The organism is Lederbergia citri, assembly GCF_018343625.1.
GTDB classification, from domain to species: Bacteria; Bacillota; Bacilli; order Bacillales; family Bacillaceae_C; genus Lederbergia; species Lederbergia citri.
Genome location: NZ_JAGYPG010000003.1, coordinates 172,516 through 192,256 on the forward strand (window position 1 = coordinate 172,516; position 19,741 = coordinate 192,256).

The 19,741-nt window shown below is 37.0% G+C and carries 18 protein-coding genes; 15 read left to right on the forward strand and 3 right to left on the reverse strand.

Annotation, left to right across the window (positions count from 1 at the left end; genetic code table 11):
* Positions 1-84: 84 nt before the first annotated feature.
* Positions 85-1,068, forward strand: coding sequence for a zinc-dependent alcohol dehydrogenase family protein (locus tag KHA97_RS17005; RefSeq protein ID WP_213125969.1), 984 nt, complete (start codon positions 85-87; stop codon positions 1,066-1,068).
* Positions 1,069-1,517: 449 nt separating this feature from the next.
* Positions 1,518-2,066 (forward strand): NADPH-dependent FMN reductase, encoded by a 549-nt coding sequence (locus tag KHA97_RS17010; protein ID WP_213125970.1) that lies wholly within the window; start codon positions 1,518-1,520, stop codon positions 2,064-2,066.
* A gap of 50 nt (positions 2,067-2,116) precedes the next feature.
* On the opposite strand, the gene KHA97_RS17015 is transcribed toward KHA97_RS17010, so the two are convergent.
* Positions 2,117-2,863, reverse strand: coding sequence for a DUF3784 domain-containing protein (locus KHA97_RS17015; RefSeq protein ID WP_213125971.1), 747 nt, complete (start codon positions 2,861-2,863; stop codon positions 2,117-2,119).
* A gap of 121 nt (positions 2,864-2,984) precedes the next feature.
* Between KHA97_RS17015 and KHA97_RS17020 the strand changes: the two genes are divergently transcribed.
* The 7 genes from KHA97_RS17020 to KHA97_RS17050 all read left to right on the forward strand — a co-directional run bounded on the left by KHA97_RS17020 (position 2,985) and on the right by KHA97_RS17050 (position 8,688).
* Positions 2,985-3,980: a D-alanyl-D-alanine carboxypeptidase family protein gene (locus KHA97_RS17020; RefSeq protein WP_213125972.1), complete on the forward strand. Its 996-nt coding sequence runs from the start codon at positions 2,985-2,987 to the stop codon at positions 3,978-3,980.
* 164 nt (positions 3,981-4,144) lie between these two features.
* Positions 4,145-5,065 (forward strand): aldo/keto reductase, encoded by a 921-nt coding sequence (locus KHA97_RS17025; RefSeq protein ID WP_213125973.1) that lies wholly within the window; start codon positions 4,145-4,147, stop codon positions 5,063-5,065.
* 328 nt (positions 5,066-5,393) lie between these two features.
* Entirely contained in the window at positions 5,394-6,239 is an 846-nt protein-coding gene (locus tag KHA97_RS17030) for an STAS domain-containing protein (RefSeq protein WP_213125974.1), read from the forward strand.
* A gap of 181 nt (positions 6,240-6,420) precedes the next feature.
* A complete protein-coding gene (locus KHA97_RS17035; protein ID WP_213125975.1) occupies positions 6,421-6,951 on the forward strand; it encodes a hypothetical protein in 531 nt (176 codons plus the stop codon).
* Positions 6,952-7,018: 67 nt separating this feature from the next.
* On the forward strand, positions 7,019-7,546 hold the full coding sequence (locus KHA97_RS17040; protein ID WP_213125976.1) for a hypothetical protein: 528 nt from the start codon (positions 7,019-7,021) through the stop codon (positions 7,544-7,546).
* Positions 7,547-7,658: 112 nt separating this feature from the next.
* Positions 7,659-8,270 carry a LysE/ArgO family amino acid transporter gene (locus tag KHA97_RS17045; RefSeq protein ID WP_213125977.1) on the forward strand — a complete coding sequence of 204 codons (612 nt, stop codon included), beginning with the start codon at positions 7,659-7,661 and terminating at the stop codon, positions 8,268-8,270.
* 64 nt (positions 8,271-8,334) lie between these two features.
* The gene (locus KHA97_RS17050; RefSeq protein ID WP_213125978.1) at positions 8,335-8,688 is read left to right on the forward strand and encodes a VOC family protein; all 354 of its coding nucleotides are present in this window, start codon (positions 8,335-8,337) and stop codon (positions 8,686-8,688) included.
* Between the two features lie 63 nt (positions 8,689-8,751).
* Here the strand turns inward: KHA97_RS17050 and KHA97_RS17055 are convergent.
* Positions 8,752-10,115 (reverse strand): IS3 family transposase gene (locus KHA97_RS17055; protein WP_213125979.1). Its coding sequence is split into 2 segments (ribosomal slippage): positions 8,752-9,656 and positions 9,656-10,115, totalling 1,365 coding nucleotides; the frame shifts between segments, so codons are not numbered across the junction.
* 73 nt (positions 10,116-10,188) lie between these two features.
* Positions 10,189-11,019 (reverse strand): M15 family metallopeptidase, encoded by an 831-nt coding sequence (locus tag KHA97_RS17060; protein WP_325167489.1) that lies wholly within the window; start codon positions 11,017-11,019, stop codon positions 10,189-10,191.
* Positions 11,020-11,370: 351 nt separating this feature from the next.
* On the opposite strand from KHA97_RS17060, the gene KHA97_RS17065 reads away from it, so the two are divergent.
* The 6 genes from KHA97_RS17065 to KHA97_RS17090 all read left to right on the forward strand — a co-directional run bounded on the left by KHA97_RS17065 (position 11,371) and on the right by KHA97_RS17090 (position 19,719).
* Positions 11,371-13,173 carry a PTS sugar transporter subunit IIA gene (locus KHA97_RS17065; RefSeq protein ID WP_213125980.1) on the forward strand — a complete coding sequence of 601 codons (1,803 nt, stop codon included), beginning with the start codon at positions 11,371-11,373 and terminating at the stop codon, positions 13,171-13,173.
* Between the two features lie 18 nt (positions 13,174-13,191).
* On the forward strand, positions 13,192-15,414 hold the full coding sequence (bglX, locus tag KHA97_RS17070) for a beta-glucosidase BglX (protein WP_213125981.1): 2,223 nt from the start codon (positions 13,192-13,194) through the stop codon (positions 15,412-15,414).
* A gap of 123 nt (positions 15,415-15,537) precedes the next feature.
* Positions 15,538-16,506 (forward strand): LacI family DNA-binding transcriptional regulator, encoded by a 969-nt coding sequence (locus KHA97_RS17075; RefSeq protein ID WP_325167490.1) that lies wholly within the window; start codon positions 15,538-15,540, stop codon positions 16,504-16,506.
* Positions 16,507-16,674: 168 nt separating this feature from the next.
* Positions 16,675-17,898 (forward strand): sugar ABC transporter substrate-binding protein, encoded by a 1,224-nt coding sequence (locus KHA97_RS17080; protein WP_213125983.1) that lies wholly within the window; start codon positions 16,675-16,677, stop codon positions 17,896-17,898.
* A gap of 109 nt (positions 17,899-18,007) precedes the next feature.
* Positions 18,008-18,883, forward strand: coding sequence for a carbohydrate ABC transporter permease (locus KHA97_RS17085; protein ID WP_213125984.1), 876 nt, complete (start codon positions 18,008-18,010; stop codon positions 18,881-18,883).
* Entirely contained in the window at positions 18,883-19,719 is an 837-nt protein-coding gene (locus tag KHA97_RS17090; protein WP_213125985.1) for a carbohydrate ABC transporter permease, read from the forward strand. The genes KHA97_RS17085 and KHA97_RS17090 overlap by 1 nt, the downstream gene beginning before the upstream one ends.
* The last annotated feature ends 22 nt before the right edge of the window (positions 19,720-19,741 follow it).

Genomic DNA, 19,741 nt, shown 5'->3' on the forward strand with positions numbered 1-19,741 from the left:
TTTTTTAGTATTAAATTACATTAATAGTATAAAATTGGCTAAAGATCATGTCAATGGAAGATGTAAGGAAAAGGAGCATTTAGAGTGGAAACAAAATGTGTGAAATACTACGGTTTTGGGAATCCTCAGGCTGTATTAACAGTTGAAAATAGGCCAATTCATAATCCAAGTAATGGAGAAATTCTTGTGCGGATGATTACTCGTCCCATAAATCCTTCAGATTTAATCCCAATTTACGGATCCTACTCACATCGAATTTCTTTACCGGCGATTCCAGGCTACGAAGGTGTAGGGGTTGTTGAAGAAGTCGGTCCTTCTGTAAGTGGTGATCTAATTGGTAAACGTGTACTTCCGCTTCGGGGAGAAGGAACTTGGCAGGAATACGTCCGTGCTTCTGCAGAATTAGTGATTCCAATCCCAGATGCGATAGATGATTTTACAGCGGCGCAGTTATATATAAATCCTGTAACTGCTTGGATTATTTGTACGGAGATACTTCGGTTGCAAACAGGAGATATATTACTAGTTAACGCCTGCGGATCCACAATCGGTCGTATTTTTGCTCAGCTTTCAAATATTCTTGGCTTTGAGTTGATTGCGGTTGTAAGAAATGATAATCATACGAAAGAATTACTTGAACTCGGTGCTACAAACGTAATCAATACATCTAATATATCGCTGGTCAATGAGGTTCAAGAATTAACGAATGACAGAGGAGTTACCGCTGCAATCGATTCGATTGGCGGTTCAGAAGGCACTGAGCTGGCATTTTGTCTAAAGCAAAATGGCATTTATTTATCAATAGGACTTTTATCAGGAAAACCTGTCGATTGGAAAATAATATCGCAGAAAGCGGTCGTAAAAATATTTCATTTGCGTCATTGGAACCAGGAAGTTTCAGTTATAAAGTGGCATGAAACATTTGAACAATTGATTAATTATATTAGCGAGAAAAGATTGAAACTTATGACACCAGATACCCAATACGATTTAGAGAATGTAAAGGAAGCCGTCCTTGCAGTTCAATCTCCTGAAAACAAGAGAGGGAAAGTGTTTTTAAACAGCTAACTGCTATTATCTTCATAAAAATGAAATACCATCGTGCCCTTCAAGGTGGAAAAGTGATCACTAAGGTCGCGCTGAGACGTTCATTGTGACCGTAAAACCAGAAAAAAGTACATTGATGTCACGATGAGCCATTCATCGTGAACATAAACCAGAAATAATGAACCTTGTGGTTACAATGGTGTGCTCATCATGACCATAAAAGGATTCTTAGGTTACTATGAAGCAATCATTGTGAATAGAAACAAGGGAATCATGAAAAACGATGCAATTACGATTTTTAATAGTATTATTAAAAGTTACTAAAATACTGACCTCCTCCTACTATCTTGACATTCTTAGATTATATAAATATAATAACTTACATAAAGTAACTAACTAATAATAATCAAGTGAATTGTTGTATACGTTAGTACTTTATCATCGATGATTCAACTTAGGAGGAAAAATACATGGCACAAGATAAACTAAACATCGGGATTATTTTAGGAAGCACTCGTCAAGGACGCGTTAGCCCACAAGTTGGAGAATGGGTTAAAGGGATTGCAGACAAGCGTGGAGATGCTAACTACGAGATCGTAGATATAACAGAGTACAAATTGCCATTTTTAGGAGAAGGCACTGGTGATGAACCAGGATTACAAGCTTGGAATCAAAAACTTGCTAGTTTAGATGGGTTTGTATTCATCGTTCAAGAATATAATCATAGTATTACAGGAGCATTAAAAAACGCATTAGATTCTGCTCGCGATGTATGGTATAACAAAGCTGCGGGAATCGTAAGCTACGGTTCAACAGGTGGAGCTCGTGCAGCTGAACATTTACGTGGAATCTGCGGAGAATTAAAAATAGCTGATGTTCGTACACATCCAACACTATCTTTATTTACTGACTTCGTTAATTTCAGTGAATTCAAACCTGCTGAATTGCATCTACAAAATGTAAACACAATGCTTGAGGAAGTAGTAACTTGGAGCGGCGCGTTAAAGACAGTAAGATAATATAAAAAAATCTAAAGGAAGGCTCTTTTTTAGTAGCCTTCCTTTCTAAATTAATTTTTACTCTCCCATACTTTAAGCAAAGACTCGTAAATAGTTCTAGTATCCTCAATATTTTTCCTATTTAAAATTAAAAAGTCTTTGTTAGTTTCTACATACAAATAAGGTGGATTTTTCTTATTTACAAATAATAAGCCACTGCCATAGGGTTCTTCTAATTGAAAATGACCTTTTAATTGACCAGAAGATGCATATCCATTTGTCTTTGTTATGACTTCCGGAAGTGTATCTAATAGTTCTACAGATTTTATTTCCTCGATAGGCCATTCAACCCCATACATCCCAGAAATTTTAAAAGCTTCATGACTAACAGTAACCTCATTGTCGACCAAGCCTGCTATTGTAAGCCCGCCAACTAAGGCTACCGTTACAGCCATAATCGAACTTGTAATCCAGTACATTTTCTTACGTTTTTGAGGAATTTCGTATTTTTGCAGCCATATGAGCCCGCCAAGTAAAACAATTAAAAATAGAACAATCCCAATTTCAAAACCATATGGGATAGGGAGCAAACCAACTAGGAACGTTGTTGCAAATAAATAGAAACTTACTTTGAGAATCTTCCCAACTGCCTCTATATACCCATTTTGTATTAAATATTCCTGCTCTTCCTTTGGGCGGTTTAAAAATCCCGATATAAGGCTGTATTCCTTTTTCTTTACGATTAAATAAGTTAGCCCACCGTGAACAATTAATGCCCACCCCATAGCGATTATAAAAATAATGGTCCCAGTACTCATAATAAAACACCATCACTATTCAATATTTCCTATTAATACGGAATGTTCAAGAAAAAGTTTCATTTACCAACTGAAATCTTTGCTATATTTATTATGACGATCAGTTTTGCAGGAGGATTTCATGAAGCGATTTAAAATCATTATTATACCAATCTTGTTATTTATCATAATCGGAATCGGAAGCACCATCATAATAAGATCCGTTAACGAATCGGATAAGACGTTGCCCGTCAGTTTTTTACCTATGCAAGAGCATAAGGTGCAACTAAAGGAATTTACAATAAAAGTAATTCACCCGTTGGAAGATATACATTTAAATGCAAAATCAGCAATCTTGATTGATACCCGAGACGGAAATATTCTTTATGAAAAAAATAGCGGCGAACCATTTCCAACAGCGAGTATGTCCAAAATGATGACGGAGTTTTTAGTATTAGAGGCAATAAAAGACGGTAAACTTAGCTGGGATCAGACCATTTCAGTCAGTGATTATGCATATCAAATTTCAAATACTCCCGGTTTTGCTTCAGTACATTTAAAAAAAGAACAACCATATAGGATACGTGATTTATTTAACGCAATGGCCATTCATTCAGCGAATGGAGCGACAATTGCATTAGCAGAGACAATCTCAGGCAGTGAGCGGGATTTTGTTCAAAAAATGAATGAAAAAGCAAAAGAACTTGGTCTAAGTAATTCAAAGTTTGTAAACAGTACGGGGTTAAACAATGAAGATCTTGGGGAGTACCACTCAACTGGTGATCCAAAAGACGCAAATGAAATGTCTGCAAAGGATCTAGCGATTTTAACGAAAGCTCTAATCTCTCACCATCCTGAAATTCTAGAAATTTCTTCATCACCGAACTTTGTATTTGGCAATCAAACATATGTAAATACAAATTCCATGTTGCAGGGAAACAATACCCAAGTTCTTTTCGAGGGAGTCGACGGACTGAAGACAGGATTTACAGACGAAGCAGGGTATTGCTTTGCGGGAACAGTGGAAAGAGATGATATTCGACTTATCTCAGTAGTTATGGGGACGCAAACCTCACTGGAGCGTTTCGCTGAAACGAAACAGCTATATGAAGCAAGTTTTAGTCAAGTGGAAAATTAATAATAGAAACTCCTCTTCAAAAAAATTAATACTAGTTGGAGAAGGGGAGTTTAAAAATATCCTCAATGTTATATGAATATCAAAAACTAGTAGAAAACCCAATCAATGTGGTATAAAAGAGTTATGAAAGCATTACCAATAAATAAGGGCAGGGGTGTTTGATTGTGAAATATAGACGCTTAGGAAAAACGGATTTAAATGTATCCATTGTTGGAGTAGGTACATGGCAATTTGGTGGTGACTGGGGTAAGGATTTTAACCAAGATGAAGCGGATGCAATTCTTACACGTGCTAAAGAGTTGGGTATTAACTTGATTGATACGGCTGAATGTTATGGTCCTCACCATATGTCAGAGCGTTTTATTGGCGATTTCCTAAAACGCGATCGACGCGAAGATTGGGTAGTAGCTTCCAAGTTTGGCCACAAATGGCATGACCATTGGGAACATGCATGGAGCGTGGATGCTGTTCGCGTACAATTAGAAGAATCTCTTAAGTCACTGCAGACAGATTATATCGATCTGTATCAATTCCACTCCGGCTCAGATGAAGATTTTGATAACGATGATTTGTGGACGATGTTGGACAAGCAAGTGCAAGCTGGAAAAATTCGAAACCTCGGAATTTCGATTGGAAGCAATGCGAATATTTATCAAACATCCAAAGCAACTGAGGTAAATGCGAAAGCGATACAAGTTGTCTATAACAGAATTGATCAAGTTCCTGAAAAGGAAGTTTTCCCTTCTTGTATTGAACAAGACTTAGGTGTACTAGCTCGTGTTCCTTTAGCGAGTGGATTTTTAAGTGGTAAATATAAGCCTGGTGCTGTTTTCAGTGATAATGTAAGAAAAGGGCGCGATCGCGAAGAAGTTGATGAAAAGCTTCGCCTTGTAGAAGAAATCAAGAAAAATGAAGTTCCTGAAGGTGTGAACATGGCGGAATGGGCACTGGCATGGTGCCTGCAGCATCCAGCTGTTACAACTGTCATCCCAGGCTGTAAGAGTCCTGAACAAGTCGAAATCAATGCAAGAGCCGCATCGTTGGATCTTGTAAAAGAAGATCATCCAAGTGCGGTGAAGATATAATATATATTTATTGATCTCTTAAAAAGAAAATATGCAGTCCTGTGATAGTTTGCAGGGCTGCTTTTTTTAAGAGAGAAGCGAATTTTAGCAAGATAAACCGGCTAGTAAACTACCACAAATGGCCAGTAAAGTAGAGATTCCGGCCGGAAGCCTGCATTGAGGACTGGCCAGTAAAATTGAGGTACTTGTCAGTAAATCACAACAAACGATCGGAAAAGTCGAGTGGAAGCTATTAATCTTAAATAACGTTAAGTAATAGGTTGTTAGAATTCCTCTATTGCCGAAGAGTATGGTACATTTGTTTTACAAGGGATTGGAGGTCGGAAATTTGGAAGGTAACAAGAGTTTTCACGTTTTATTAGGCGATTATATTATCGAAAATAGTTATCAAGCCGCTGTGCGTTTAAATAAAACATTTGATAAGCCTTTTGTTGATTCATTTGTCAGTTCGGAATATATGGAATTACTTAATAAGTGGAGAGCGGATTTCTTAGTTTTGTTGGGACAAGCGGTTAAGCAATTAAGTAAAGATTCCATGTGGGATCGTGTAACAGAGTGGGCTAGATTATCAGGCACATCAGCAGTAGATTTTCAGCTTTCATTAGACGAAGCCTTAAAGACCCTAACCTCGTGGAGAACAGTGATCTGGGAGATGATGATAGAAGTTTTAAGGGAGCATAACGTTAATGGTGAAGAAGTAGTTGCCGTGAACCGTATCCTTGATCCTCTTATTGATCATGCAGGTTATATTTTTAGTGTTTCGTTTGTGGAGAATCATAGAAAAACATTAGAATTAGCTCAAAAAGCGATACAAGAATATTCGGTACCCGTTGTGTCTCTTACTGATGAAATTGCAATCCTTCCATTAATAGGTGATCTTGATACTCATCGTGCAAAAATATTAAAAGAAAACACGTTAGATAGTTGTGCGAAATTGGAAAATGAGTTTCTGATCATTGATTTATCAGGTGTCCCAATGATGGATACAATGGTTGCCAACGAGCTCTTCCAAGTTACCAACTCACTAAGATTAATTGGAGTCGAGACTGTTTTAACGGGACTGCGTCCGGAAATTGCTCAGGCAATTGTTCATCTTGGAATTAGCTTTGATGGCATTTTAATTGAAAAAAGCTTAAAAAATGCGTTGGAATCTTTAAATAAAGTACATAAATGAGTAAAAGTACTCTCAATCTCATCTTATACACAGTGACGATATGAATTTATGTTCGTGATTGTGTATTTTGTATTGACATAAAAATCATCAAAGTTCATACTATACATAGTTTATCTATGTATATATTTTTTCTTGTATACATAGAATTACTTGGTATGGTGAGATTGGAGTTGAAAAAGCAGTGACGTTATTCTTTTTAGTGGGTATCTTCATTATCGTTATTATTTTGTTAAACAAACAAGCGTTTTTACAGCTAGTAAGTGAAAATACTTTTCTAGTTAAAAAACTATCTGAATCGAAGTGGTTTCATAATAAATGGTTAAGTGGGCTATTTCTATTCTCCCTAAATGCTATTTTGTTTTTCTTTGCAGTAGGTACGTTATACTTAACTAGCCTTCTTTTAATTCCTTACATTCACCTCGTTTTTATGATTCTTGCAACTATTTCAAGTATTTACTTATGGATGGTAATACGGAGTGCGGATAAAAAACAGCGGAAAGATCAAATGATAATGGGTGGAATCGGAAGCAGTTTTTATTTATTTCTTTTTCTTGGATTCTTGTATATGGCGATTACTCTTGAGTCTAGTACTCCCGAAAACGACACGTTTATGGCATTTATAGGCCTTGTCCTTGCAATGTTTGTATCTTTTGTGGCAATGACTGTATGTTTTATTATTACGGGCTTAATAAACAAAAAAAGCCTAAGCTAAATAAATTACTGTGCAGATTCCTTCCGGCTTCTCATATACTTGTACAAAAACGCCGGAGATGATACGGATGTCTAATTCCTTAATACTCTTGTCTTTTCTGTTGTTAGTCTTTTCAGCTGGAGCTGGATTATCAGCTTTTATAGTGAGAAAAAAATTAAGCAATATGCATGGAATGCTGTTTACGATGTCGATTGCGATGGGAATCGGATTATTTGCCGGAACTTTAATGGGGATTTTTTTTCAAGACAATATGTTATTGGCAACGGTAATCGGGATGGGTTCAGGAGCGATCATCGGAATTTTCATGGGCATGTTTTTTTCGTTTTTAGCTGTTTTCGAAGGGTTGTTGTCTGGGATTATGGCAGGAATGATGGGAGCTATGCTTGGTGTTATGTTAAAGCCAATGGACTGGGATCGAATTATTATGATTATGTTTACAATCGTCGTTTTAATCTGTTTGATGATTCTTTTTGAGGTTTTTACATACATAAAAAAAAGAAACTTTTTAATAAACATTCTTCAAAATCCATTTTTCGTTGGCCCCATATTTTTTCTTCTATGTTACTTTCTGTTTTTACAGGCGCCATTTTTCTAAGGTTGATTCATATTCATAAAAATGGACTCTCTTTGTTGGGAGTCCATTTTTCATTTTTACATGTTAAAATAATGGGACTTATATATAGGACTTGTTAGGGGTGCAACTTGGAATGTTGGCAGCTATATTTCACGGAATTCTATTAGCTTTCGGGCTCATATTACCACTGGGGGCTCAGAATGTTTTTGTATTTAACCAGGGTGCTTCACAGCGAAATTTCAGAGGGGTGTTGCCAGTAGTATTGACTGCTTCAATCTGCGATACTTTTCTCATTGTATTTGCCGTTTTAGGAGTTTCGGTCGTTGTGTTGACGATTCCGATATTGCAAAAGGTCTTCTTTGTAGTAGGTTTCCTGTTTCTTGTTTATATGGGATGGGTTATTTGGAAAAGCAAACCTACTAAAATGAGTAGAAAAGAAAAAGCATTATTACCTAAAAAGCAATTCATGTTTGCTATGTCGGTATCGTTGCTGAATCCACATGCAATCCTCGATACTATCGGCGTCATTGGAACAAATTCCCTTAGCTATAGTGGTCTGAATAAAATTTTTTTTACAGTATCTACGATTTTAGTGTCTTGGTTATGGTTTTTTGGACTTGCCTTGGCAGGAAAAAAGATAGGAGATATAGATGCAGAAGGGAAAATGATTAATACGATTAATAAAATTTCCGCATTTCTTATATGGGGAGTAGCGTTATATATTGCATATCTTCTATCGAAATAAAAAGGAATTTGTTGGGAAGGTGTGGAAATCATTAATTAATACTAATAGGAAGTAGGTGCTCGAAATGGGAAGAGTAATTGGATTTGAACTTAACAGTCAAAATCCTGAAAAGGCTGCGGATTTTTATTCCAAGGTTTTTGGTTGGAAAGTAGCTGAACCGCATTGGGATTATCGAGAAGTTACTACTGGAAGTGAATCGAAAACGGGTATAAGCGGCGGAATTGCGAAAGGTCCAAACGATTATCCACATGGGACAAGAATACAAATTGAAGTAGATTCGATTGACGAATCAATTGCCAAGGCTTTGGATAATGGAGCATTAATCGTACGAGATAAAATGGAATTTGATGATTTTTATCTGGCGTATTTAGTAGATCCAACAGGACTTGGAATTGGTCTAATTGAAAATAAGGGATAATAATAAAAGCAGATCTTAAGTGAAATCCAAGTGATCTGACCCAATAAAGTTAGACAAAAATAGTTATGCAGCTTCCAAGACCTGAGTCCGATATTCAACTGGACTTAGGTCTTTTAATTTAGCCTTTATCCGCTTGTGATTGTAATAGTGAATATATTCAGCTAGTTCCCATTCAAAATGCTCAATACTATCAAATTCCTGAAGATATAAGAGTTCAGATTTTAATAAGCCAAAGAAATTTTCCATGACTGCGTTGTCCAAACAGTTACCCTTTCGGGACATGCTTTGAGTAATTTGGTGCTGTTTTAGAGTTTTTTGATACTGTTTCATTTGATAATGCCAACCTTGATCTGAATGAAGAATCACTTGATCTCCAGGTTGAAGACGTTTAATTGCTTGATCTAACATATCTCCCACCAAGTTATAAACAGGACGTTTTGTGACGCTATAAGCAATGATTTCTCCATTACACAAATCTAGTACCGGAGAGAGGTAACGTTTCTCCCCAAATAGTTGGAATTCTGTGACGTCGGTTACCCACTTTTTATTCATTTTCTCGGCAGAAAAATCGCGATTTAATGCATTCGGAGCGATTTTGCCTACATTTCCTTTATAAGAACGGTATTTCTTCAGGCGTACCAAGCATTTTAAACCGATTTGATTCATTAAACTATTGATGGTTTTTCGATCGTGATGGACACCTCTTTTTTCTAGCTCTTTTGTAATGCGACGGTACCCATAACGACCTTTATGCTCATGATAGATCTCCTTGATAGTTTCTTTTACTTCCTTGTATTTATCGGGCTGATTTAACCGTTTTTCCCAGTAATAGTACGTGCTGCGTGGAATGTCAGCGACTTTAACTAAGTCCACGACCTCATACTTATCCTTTAGTTCAAAAATTACTTGCGCTTTGATTTTGTTTGTAATTTTTCTTGCATTTGAACTAAAGCATTCAACTTTTTTAAGTAGGCATTCTCCATTTCTAATCGTTTAATTTGTGCTTGTAATGCCTCTATCGTTCCTTCAGTTGGTGCTGATTTCTTATATGTTGTTTTCTTTGTTTCTTTTTTCATGGATGGACGCCCCATTTTCTTTGATTTAAGGGCATCTAATCCTTCCGTTTCAAGTATCTGCTTCCAAGTTAAAATAGTACTCGGTGCTGGAATATTGAAAATGGCAGCTGTTTCATAAAGAGACGTCCCTTGTTCGTTCATATAATTTAGTACGTCTAGTTTAAACTGTCCTGTATAGTTTGTATAGTTCTTTATTAGCCCAACCTCACCATGATATTGATACTGTAGAACCCATTTTTTGATTGTATTAGGAGTTGTTTCATAGATTTTACTAAGAAACCCATATCCCCCTTCATTATTTAGATATTTTTGAACAACTTCTAATTTCTTTTCGGCTGTAAATTTGGCCATAAAAACACCCCGTAAATGTTAGTCGTGTCTAACAATTACGGGGCAGTTCAAAGATCTGCTTTTTTCATTTCTATTAATTTCCTCTAACAGGTACAACTGCGTCAAAATACTCTTCCATTGTGATATCTTTTTCAAAGATTGTATTGGCGATGTCGATGCCGACAAAACGCATATGCCATGGCTCATACTTATAGCCGGTAATATCTTCTTTTCCTTTTGGGTAACGAACGATAAATCCATATTCGTGGGCATGCTCAGCCAACCACTTTGCCTCAGGCGAACCTTCAAAACAATCCGTGGCTGCACATTTGCCAGTAATGCCTGATATATCCATCGCTAATCCGGTTTGGTGCTCGCTATGACCCGGATGAGCACTAAATCGTTCCGCTGCTTCTTTTCCGTTCCTATTCACATAGCTGTTATATAGACTTTTTTGTGTTGCCTGTGAACGATATCCTGAAACTCCAGCTAGTAAGATTCCATCTTTTTCAGCACCTGAAAACATATTCTCTAATGCTCTTGCAGCTTCTTGACGCATTTTCTTTTTTTCAAGGTTTCCGCTAAAGATAAACCGGACATTTGGGATGACTAAATCCGTCGGTTCGTAATGATCCGGGAGCTTGTACTGTTTATTTACAAGGACATCAAGGGCTTCTGGTTGATTAGGAACCCGATTCGCATTTTCCTTCGGCTTTTCTACTTTTTTTTCATCGTGAGATGGATTTTCCTCGGTAGCATCTTTGTCATTTTTTACAGATTGGGAAAGCTTACTAATTCCGTTTTCGTTAGAGACAATATTTGCTCTCTCTTGGTTTCCTTTATTCATCAAAGTACAACCGCTTTGGATGCTGACAACCGTGGCCAATAAAAGTATCGTCAAACTACGTATATGGTTTGATTTCACTCTTGCTTTCCTCCTGCTTGGTGGAAAAATATCGTACAATCTAGAATAACACGGAAGTCATACTATCACTATAGGAATATTTTCACTAGATAATTGTAATATCATTTTTCCATACCCCCTAAGGAGCCTTCATAATCTATGTTGATCCCTATTAATTAAAACTTTTTCGTAAATCTATTCTCGATAAAGGATAGTTTGAATTTCTGAGTACGATATATTGATTCGCCATGCCTTAGCCCTTCAAGGACATAAACCGGCTACCAATACTTTTAAAGTATAAAAATCTGATTGATAGATAAAGGTTTCTGATTTAACATTAAAGGTGGATTGAACAATGGAGGAAAGTGGTAAATGGGCCGATTAAATATAAAAATAACCGTTCAAAAACTAGGAAACTTTTTAAGTTCGATGGTCATGTCAAATATTTCAGCTTTTATGGTCTGGGGATTGTTTGCAGCGTTGTTTATGCGAGCAGGGCTATTTCCTAACGAAAAACTGCTTGCCATTGCTGATATCATGATCACCTATTTGATTCCACTTTTAATAGCATATACTGGCGGAAAATTAATATATGACCAGCGCGGTGCGGTTGTTGCTTCGATTGCTGCGGTAGGTGTGATTGCAGGTTCAAACATTCCGATGGTTTTAGGGGCCATGATTATCGGTCCACTGGGAGCTTATATTGTAAAGAAAGTGGATGCCCTTTTTGAAGGGAAAATAAAATCTGGTTTTGAAATGCTTGTTAACAATTTCACAGCCACCATCATCAGTGGAGGACTTACTATTATAGCCTTTTTTACGATAGGACCCGCTTTTTCCTTTGTTACAAAAGCACTTACGAGCGGGATTTATTGGATGACGGAAATGGGACTACTTCCTTTTACTAGTATTTTGATAGAGCCTGCAAAACTACTATTCTTAAATAATGCTCTGAATCACGGGATTCTTTTGCCGATCGGAATTGAGCAAGTCGTTGAAAAAGGAAAATCCATTCTTTTTTTAATGGAAGCGAACCCAGGACCAGGTGTTGGTGTGTTGATGGCTTATAGTATATTTGGAAGAGGAACATCGAAAAGGTCTGCGCCTGGAGCTGCGGCCATTCAGTTTTTCGGTGGGATTCATGAAGTATATTTTCCATTTATTTTGATGCGCCCACTGTTAATCTTGGCCGTGATCGTCGGAGGAATATGTGGGATTGCTACCTTTACTTTTTTGGATGGTGGATTGATCAGCCCTGCGTCACCTGGTAGCTTCCTTGTGATCATGGCGTTGAGTCCGTATCATGCCAACACGTATATAGCAAATGTTGCAGGGGTATTGGTCGCTGGAATGGTGTCTTTTCTCATCTCCGTTCCCATACTAAAAACGGGAAAGGCAGAAGAAACAGTAGACTCAAATTTAGCCAACTCTATTCCTAGTGTTGATAAAATTTACTTCGCTTGTGATGCTGGGATGGGTTCAAGTGTAATGGGTGCTTCCCTTCTTAGGAAGAAAGTACAGGAAATAGATTCAAATATAGAAGTTTTACATACTGCGATTAATGCTCTTCCTTCAAATGCTCAACTTGTGATTACTCAGAAAGAGCTTACACCAAGGGCAAAAAAGAAGGCGCCGGATGCGTATCATATTTCGGTTGAACATTTCTTAACTAGCCCAGAATACGACATATTAATAGAACATCTGCAAAAAAACAGAGAGGATTCTATCATGACAGTTATGAAACCTGCCAACCTGCTGCTTGAGGAAAATATATTTTTAAATCAAGATTTTACAAGTAAAGAAGAGGCGATTCGTTATGCTGGAAACGCCTTAGTCCGAACGGGTTACGTTAAAGAAAGCTATATTGAAGCGATGATTGAAAGGGATGAAATGCTTTCAACCTATATGGGGCATGGTGTAGCAATTCCGCACGGTACGGAGGAAGCCAAAAAGGATGTCATTCATTCTGGAATTACGATCATTCAAGCACCAAAGGGAGTTGATTTTAACGGTCAAAAAGCCCGGTTGATTTTCGGAATAGCAGGAAAAGACGGTACCCATCTTGAAATCTTATCTAAAATTGCTGTCATTTGCTCGGATTCTAATAATATTGAAAAAATGATCCAAGCTAAAACAGCAAAGGAAATCATAAGTATTTTGGATATAGATAATTAAAAATAAGGAGAGTAAATGATGAATCAATCTGCATTAGATGAACTTTTATCAAAAATGACGTTAGAAGAAAAAATTGATCAATTACTGCAATTGACAGGAGATTATTATAAAGGCTCTGATATAAGCACAGGTCCTTCTAGTTATATGAAATTTGAGGAAGATACCATTAACAATACAGGCTCCATTTTAAATGTATTAGGTGCAAAAAAACTAAAGCAAGTCCAAACTGAATACTTGGAAAAGAACCGTCATAAAATCCCATTGCTATTTTTGGCAGATATCATTAATGGCTATAAAACTATCTTTCCGATACCACTTGGATTAGGCAGTACGTTTAATCCAGATTTGGTACAAGAAAGTGCGGAAGTTGCGGCGAAAGAGTCTGCAGCTTCAGGATTACATATTACATTTTCGCCGATGGTTGATTTAGTAAGAGACCCACGTTGGGGGAGGGTAATGGAATCAACAGGGGAAGATGCTTATTTGAATGGATTATTTGGAGCTGCGATGGTAAAAGGATATCAAGGTAAGTCTTTAACGGAAGAAGGAACACTAGCGGCTTGCGTAAAACACTTTGCGGCATACGGTGCTCCAGAGGGCGGCCGTGATTATAATACCGTTGATATGTCTGAAAGAACATTAAGAGAGCAATATTTACCTGCGTACAAAGCCGCGCTTGATGCAGGATGTGCCATGGTTATGACGGCATTTAACACGGTTGATGGAATACCAGCGACAGGAAATAAATGGTTAATGAAAGATTTATTGCGAGATGAATGGGGCTTTGAAGGAGTTCTTATCTCTGATTACGCAGCAATAGCTGAGCTGATGGCACATGGAGTTGCAGAAGATGGGGAAGAAGCAGCGAGACTTGCAATCGAAGCGGGTGTCGATATAGATATGGTCACACCTGTATATGTTCAACACCTGAAAAAGCTAGTCGATGAAGGGAAAATTTCCGAGCAATTAATTGATGAATCCGTTATGCGTGTCCTTCAATTGAAAAATCAATTAGGACTGTTTGAAAATCCATACCGTTTCGCTAATGAGGAAAAAGAAAAGGAATTGATTCTTTGTGAGGAACACCGCAGTTTAGCGAGAAAAATAGTGAGTGAATCACTTGTCCTCTTGAAAAATGAAGGTGCCTTGCCTTTATGTAAAAACAATCAGAACATCGCATTTATTGGGCCATATGCAGACAATAAAGGGTTAAGTGGTTTGTGGTCGATCCATGGAGATACAGATCAAGTAGTGACACTTAAAGAAGCCGTAATGAAAAAAGTTGAAGGGTCACAAGTTCACTTTGCAAAAGGCAGTGAGATTTTAGATCCTGATACGAAAATCAGTGGATTCGCCCACGAGGTTGAAGAAAAAGAATTCAACCCTGAAGCTGCTAAGGACGATTTACAAGAAGCTATAGAGCTGGCTAAAAAGTCTGATGTTGTCGTACTCGCATTAGGCGAGCATTCTATTCAAAGTGGTGAAGGAGGAAGCAGGGCCGCGATTACACTTCCAGAAATTCAACTTGATTTATTCCGAAAGATACATGAAGTTAACCAAAATATTGTGGTTGTCCTCTTTAATGGTAGACCTCTTGATTTAAAAGAAATCAATGAGAAGGCAAATGCCATTGTAGAAGCTTGGTTCCCAGGAACAGAAGGTGGAAACGGAATCGCTGATGTTCTATTTAATGATGTAAATCCATCAGGAAAACTATCAATGAGCTTTCCATATAGCGTGGGCCAAATTCCTGTTTACTATAATTCCTATAACACGGGCAGGCCGCTGAAAAAAGGAGAAGCCGGCCATCGCTTCCAATCAAGATATACCGATATTCCTAATGAACCATTATATCCTTTCGGTTTTGGGTTATCGTACACGGAATTTGAATATTCCGGCCTAACGCTGGATAAGAAACTACTAACACAAGCTTCAAAGTTAACTGCTTCTATAACAGTAAAAAATACAGGGGACTATGCCGGAAAAGAAACAGTACAATTATATATTCAAGATTTAGCAGGTAGCGTCATTAGACCTGTAAAAGAATTAAAAGGCATTAAAAAGATAGAACTTCAACCCGGGGAATCTAAAACAGTGGAATTCAATATTACGGAAGAAATGCTAAGATTTTACACAGCAAGCATGAAATTTGAAAGTGAGAATGGAAAGTTTAAAATATTTATCGGTTCCAATAGTGAAACGGAAATATTCGAAGTTTTTGAGTTAAAAAGAGAAGAATAAAGTATAAAAATGGACTCACTTTTACATAAAGGTGAGTCCGTTTTACTAAAATACAAAGTAAATTTTACAAAATGAATTTTTTGTGTTTTACTAAGAGCAGAAAAGTAACTCGAAGTGAGGGGCATGGAATTGATTGGCATAAAAGATATTGCGAAAATGGCTGGTGTTTCTGTATCGACTGTTTCCAATGTAATTAATGGACGAAAAAATGTTGGAAAAGAAACTAGGGAACGTGTATTGCAAATATGTGAAGAGGTTGGTTATCAGCCAAATCTCATGGGGAAAAGCTTGAAATCAGGAAAGACGAATACGATTGTCTTTAATTTTAGCGATTTTGAGAGGTCTTTTTATTTAAAAATCATCAAAGGAATCAATGATTATTTATCCGAAAATGGCTTCGATTTAATCGTATGCACGACAAGCTCTAGCAAAAATTTTATGCGCAACAATTTTTCTAGGGGAGCGATTGTCTTAGACAAAAAAATGGATAATGATTTCCTTAATTCAGTTGCAGATGAACAATTTCCAATCGTTGTCATGGATCGTATTGTAGACAATGAAAACATCAAGAGTGTGATTGTTGAGAACTATACGGTTATGTGTGAACTCGTGCAATCCCTTATAAATAAAGGATTTCGTGAGTTTGGGTATATTGGCGGAATTGAAAGTTCACTTGATCATCAGGAGCGATTCCAAGCATTTAGCGATACGCTAAAGAATAACAATATTCCATTTCAAAGAGCAAATTACTACTTTGGAGATTTTACTGAAGAAAGTGGGTACCGTGCGGCCAATATCATTACTCTAAGTAACAATCTTCCGGAAGTATTGGTTTGTGCAAATGACAATATGGCGATTGGGGCAATAAAAGCATTTAAGGAGAGTAATTATTCTGTGCCGGGGGATATTTCCGTTACGGGTTTTGATGATGCGGGCGCAGCGGAAACATATGGATTAACAACCGTAGCCATTCCACGTTACGAGAGCGGTTATTTAGCTGCAAAAGAATTAGTGGAGATGATTCGAGGTACGGCGTCTAAAGATATTTTCAAGATTTCTGCAAAAATGAAATGGAGAAACACAGTAAAATAAATACCTATATTTAATAAAATTTATGCATAATGGAATTGTTTATGCATAAATTTTATTAAAAAACGATAAAAAACATGGTGAAAAATAATATTATTAAAAATTCATTGACTTTTTGGACGCAGGAATTAAAATATAGGTATAACGTTTTATTAAAAAGGGGGACGCATTGTGAAGAAGGCATTTGGTTTAATATCTATAATTCTACTTATGACTATGGTCGTATTAGCAGGCTGTGGCGGTGGAAAAGGTAAAGCTGGAGAAAAAATTGTTATTTTCCAATCTAAGGTTGAAATAACCGATCAAATGAAAGCACTTGCGAAGGAATACGAAAAGGAAAAAGGCGTTAAAGTTGAGATTTGGGAAACAACTGGTGACGATTATTTCCAACAGTTGAAAACAAAATTATCAAGTAAGCAAGGGCCATCCATTTTTACATTAGGTGGATTAACTGAAGGAGAACAACTTAAATCTTACGCTTATGATTTAAGTAAACAAGATTTTATGAAAAATGTTGCTCCTGAAAAAGAATTAGTAGTCGATGGTAAAAAAGTTGGACTTCCATACGGGATTGAAGGATATGGACTTGTTTACAACAAAAGCTTAGTGAAGCCTGAAGACGTGAAAGATTATGATTCATTCAATAATACATTGAAAGCCCTTAAAGCTGATGGAATTAACGGACTTGGATTATCACAAGAAAGCTATTTCTTAATCGCGCATATTTTAAATACACCATTTGCGCTTTTAGATGACCCAGCAGCTTTTATTGAAAAACTAAATAAAGGCGAAGTGAAAATGGCAGATACGAAAGAATTCCAAGAGTTTGCTAAATTTATGGAATCCATTCGTGCTGAATCATACAATCCGCTAGAATATAACTATGATAAGCAAATTGGGGATTTTGCAACAGGAAAAACTGCAATGATCCACCAAGGTAACTGGGCATACGGGATGTTCAAAGATTACGGTGATTTAGGGTTTGAAATGGGTATGCTTCCATTGCCATTAATGGGCAACGATAAAATCGCTGTTGGTGTACCAAGTTACTGGGCAGTTAACTCTGATGCAGATCAAAAAGAAATCGATGCAGCGTTAGATTTCTTAAACTGGTTGACTACAAGTGAAACTGGTCAAAAATATATTGTTGATGAGTTTGGATTTATTCCAGCTATGACAAATATTGAAGCAAAAGATTTAGATCCGCTTGCTACAGACCTTTTAAAAGCATCTAACTCAGGAAAATCAATTCCTTGGACATTTAACCTATGGCCAGCTGGAATTGTAGACGCTGACCTTGCTCCTGCTACACAAGAGTTCTTTATCAATAAAGATATGACTGGACAGCAATTCATTGAGTCCCTTGATGCAGCTTGGGCAAATGCTACAAAATAAGAAGTGAAAAATAAATAAGCCTAACATCGAGTATAGTAATTTAACCGGATGTTAGGCTTTTTATATGAATGAGACTCATTCATACGTAAAAACGGAAAGAAGGGTTCTTATGAAACAAAAAAAGGATAAAGCGTGGTTTGCTTTATTTACAGTGCCAACACTGATTGCTTTTGTGACGGTTGTCATTATTCCGTTTTTTATCGGAATATACTATTCCTTTTTTAGTTGGGATGGAATTCCGGCAAACCCAAAGATTTTTGTTGGATTTGAAAATTACGCTAATTTATTTGGTGAAAAGCGCTTTATGACATCTGCTTGGTTAACGACTAAGTTTACAGTCATGACACTTATAGCTGTCAATGTTATTGGTTTAGGTTTAGCTTTGCTTGTAACGACAAAATTGAAGGTTAGAAATATAGCGCGCTCGATGTTCTTTATGCCTAACTTAATTGGTGGTTTAATTCTAGGTTATATATGGAAGTTTATTTTTTCGGACGCGTTTCTTGTAATAGGTGAAGTAACTGGATTTAAGTCCATCTTCTTCAACTGGATGATTGATCCGCAATATTCTTTATATGCCATGGTTATTGTATTCACTTGGCAAATGGCAGGATATGTGATGATCATTTATATTGCTGGTATCGGCTCTATACCGGAAGACGTATTAGAAGCGGCTAAGGTGGACGGAGCGAATTTCTGGCAAAAGCTTACGAAGATTACTTTCCCGTTATTGATGCCATCCTTTACGATTTGTTTATTTTTATCTGTTTCAAACTCATTCAAAATATTCGACGTGAACCTCTCGTTAACGGGCGGTGGTCCAAACAATGCGACGGAAATGCTTGCGATGAATATTTATAATGAGATTTTTGGATATAACAACTTCGGTTATGGTCAATCGAAAGCGATCATTTTCTTCATTATTGTTGCTGCAATCACATTGACGCAAGTGGCCATTACGAAAAAGAAAGAGGTTGAAATGTAATGAAAAAAATAGGGAGGTTTTTATTAGGATTATTCGTTCTTGTCCTCGGACTTGTCTATTTGTCACCTATTTATATTATGTTGGTCAACTCTTTCAAAAACCGTGCAGAACTGTATAAAAACACTCTTGCATTACCTTCTTCTTTTGACTTCAAATATTATCTAGATGCTATGGACAAAATGGACTTCCTACAGTCATTTTTCAATTCCTTGTTAATTACGGTCGTTTCTTGCTTGCTCATTGTTTTATTCTCGTCGATGACAGCATGGATGTTAGTACGTACAAATGATAAGCTTAGTAAGTTTATCTTTATGACGTTTGTTGCTACAATGCTCATTCCATTCCAAACACTGATGATGCCATTAATGCAATTCATGGGTAAAATCCGAGATGTATTAGGAATCCCTATGCTAAATACTCATGGCGGACTCATTTTCATGTACATTGGCTTCGGTGCAAGTATGGCCGTTTTCTTATACCACGGGTTCATCAAGTCAATTCCAGTGTCATTGGAGGAAGCGGCACTGTTAGATGGCTGTTCTAAGTTTGGTATTTTTTGGAGAATTGTCTTCCCGCTTCTTAAGCCAATTACAGTTACGGTCATTATCTTGGACGTTATTTGGATTTGGAACGATTACTTGCTTCCATCTCTCGTTCTTTCCGATCGCGCTTTACGGACAATTCCACTTTCTACTGCTTCCTTCTTTGGACAATTTACAATTCAGTGGAATTTAGCGATGGCGGGCCTTACATTAACAATCATTCCGGTTGTCATTTTCTATGCAGCTGCCCAAAAACATATTATCAAGGGTGTTGCTTCCGGAAGTGTCAAATAATATAGCCGAAAGGGTTTGTCAT

Coding starts and splice junctions, on each gene's coding strand:
- KHA97_RS17010 (WP_213125970.1), top strand. CDS start 1,518: ATGGCACAAGATAAACTAAACATCGGGATTATTTTAGGAAGCACTCGT.
- KHA97_RS17015 (WP_213125971.1), bottom strand. CDS start 2,863: ATGAGTACTGGGACCATTATTTTTATAATCGCTATGGGGTGGGCATTA.
- KHA97_RS17020 (WP_213125972.1), top strand. CDS start 2,985: ATGAAGCGATTTAAAATCATTATTATACCAATCTTGTTATTTATCATA.
- KHA97_RS17040 (WP_213125976.1), top strand. CDS start 7,019: ATGTCTAATTCCTTAATACTCTTGTCTTTTCTGTTGTTAGTCTTTTCA.
- KHA97_RS17045 (WP_213125977.1), top strand. CDS start 7,659: ATGTTGGCAGCTATATTTCACGGAATTCTATTAGCTTTCGGGCTCATA.
- KHA97_RS17050 (WP_213125978.1), top strand. CDS start 8,335: ATGGGAAGAGTAATTGGATTTGAACTTAACAGTCAAAATCCTGAAAAG.
- KHA97_RS17065 (WP_213125980.1), top strand. CDS start 11,371: ATGGGCCGATTAAATATAAAAATAACCGTTCAAAAACTAGGAAACTTT.
- bglX (WP_213125981.1), top strand. CDS start 13,192: ATGAATCAATCTGCATTAGATGAACTTTTATCAAAAATGACGTTAGAA.
- KHA97_RS17075 (WP_325167490.1), top strand. CDS start 15,538: ATGGAATTGATTGGCATAAAAGATATTGCGAAAATGGCTGGTGTTTCT.
- KHA97_RS17085 (WP_213125984.1), top strand. CDS start 18,008: ATGAAACAAAAAAAGGATAAAGCGTGGTTTGCTTTATTTACAGTGCCA.
- KHA97_RS17090 (WP_213125985.1), top strand. CDS start 18,883: ATGAAAAAAATAGGGAGGTTTTTATTAGGATTATTCGTTCTTGTCCTC.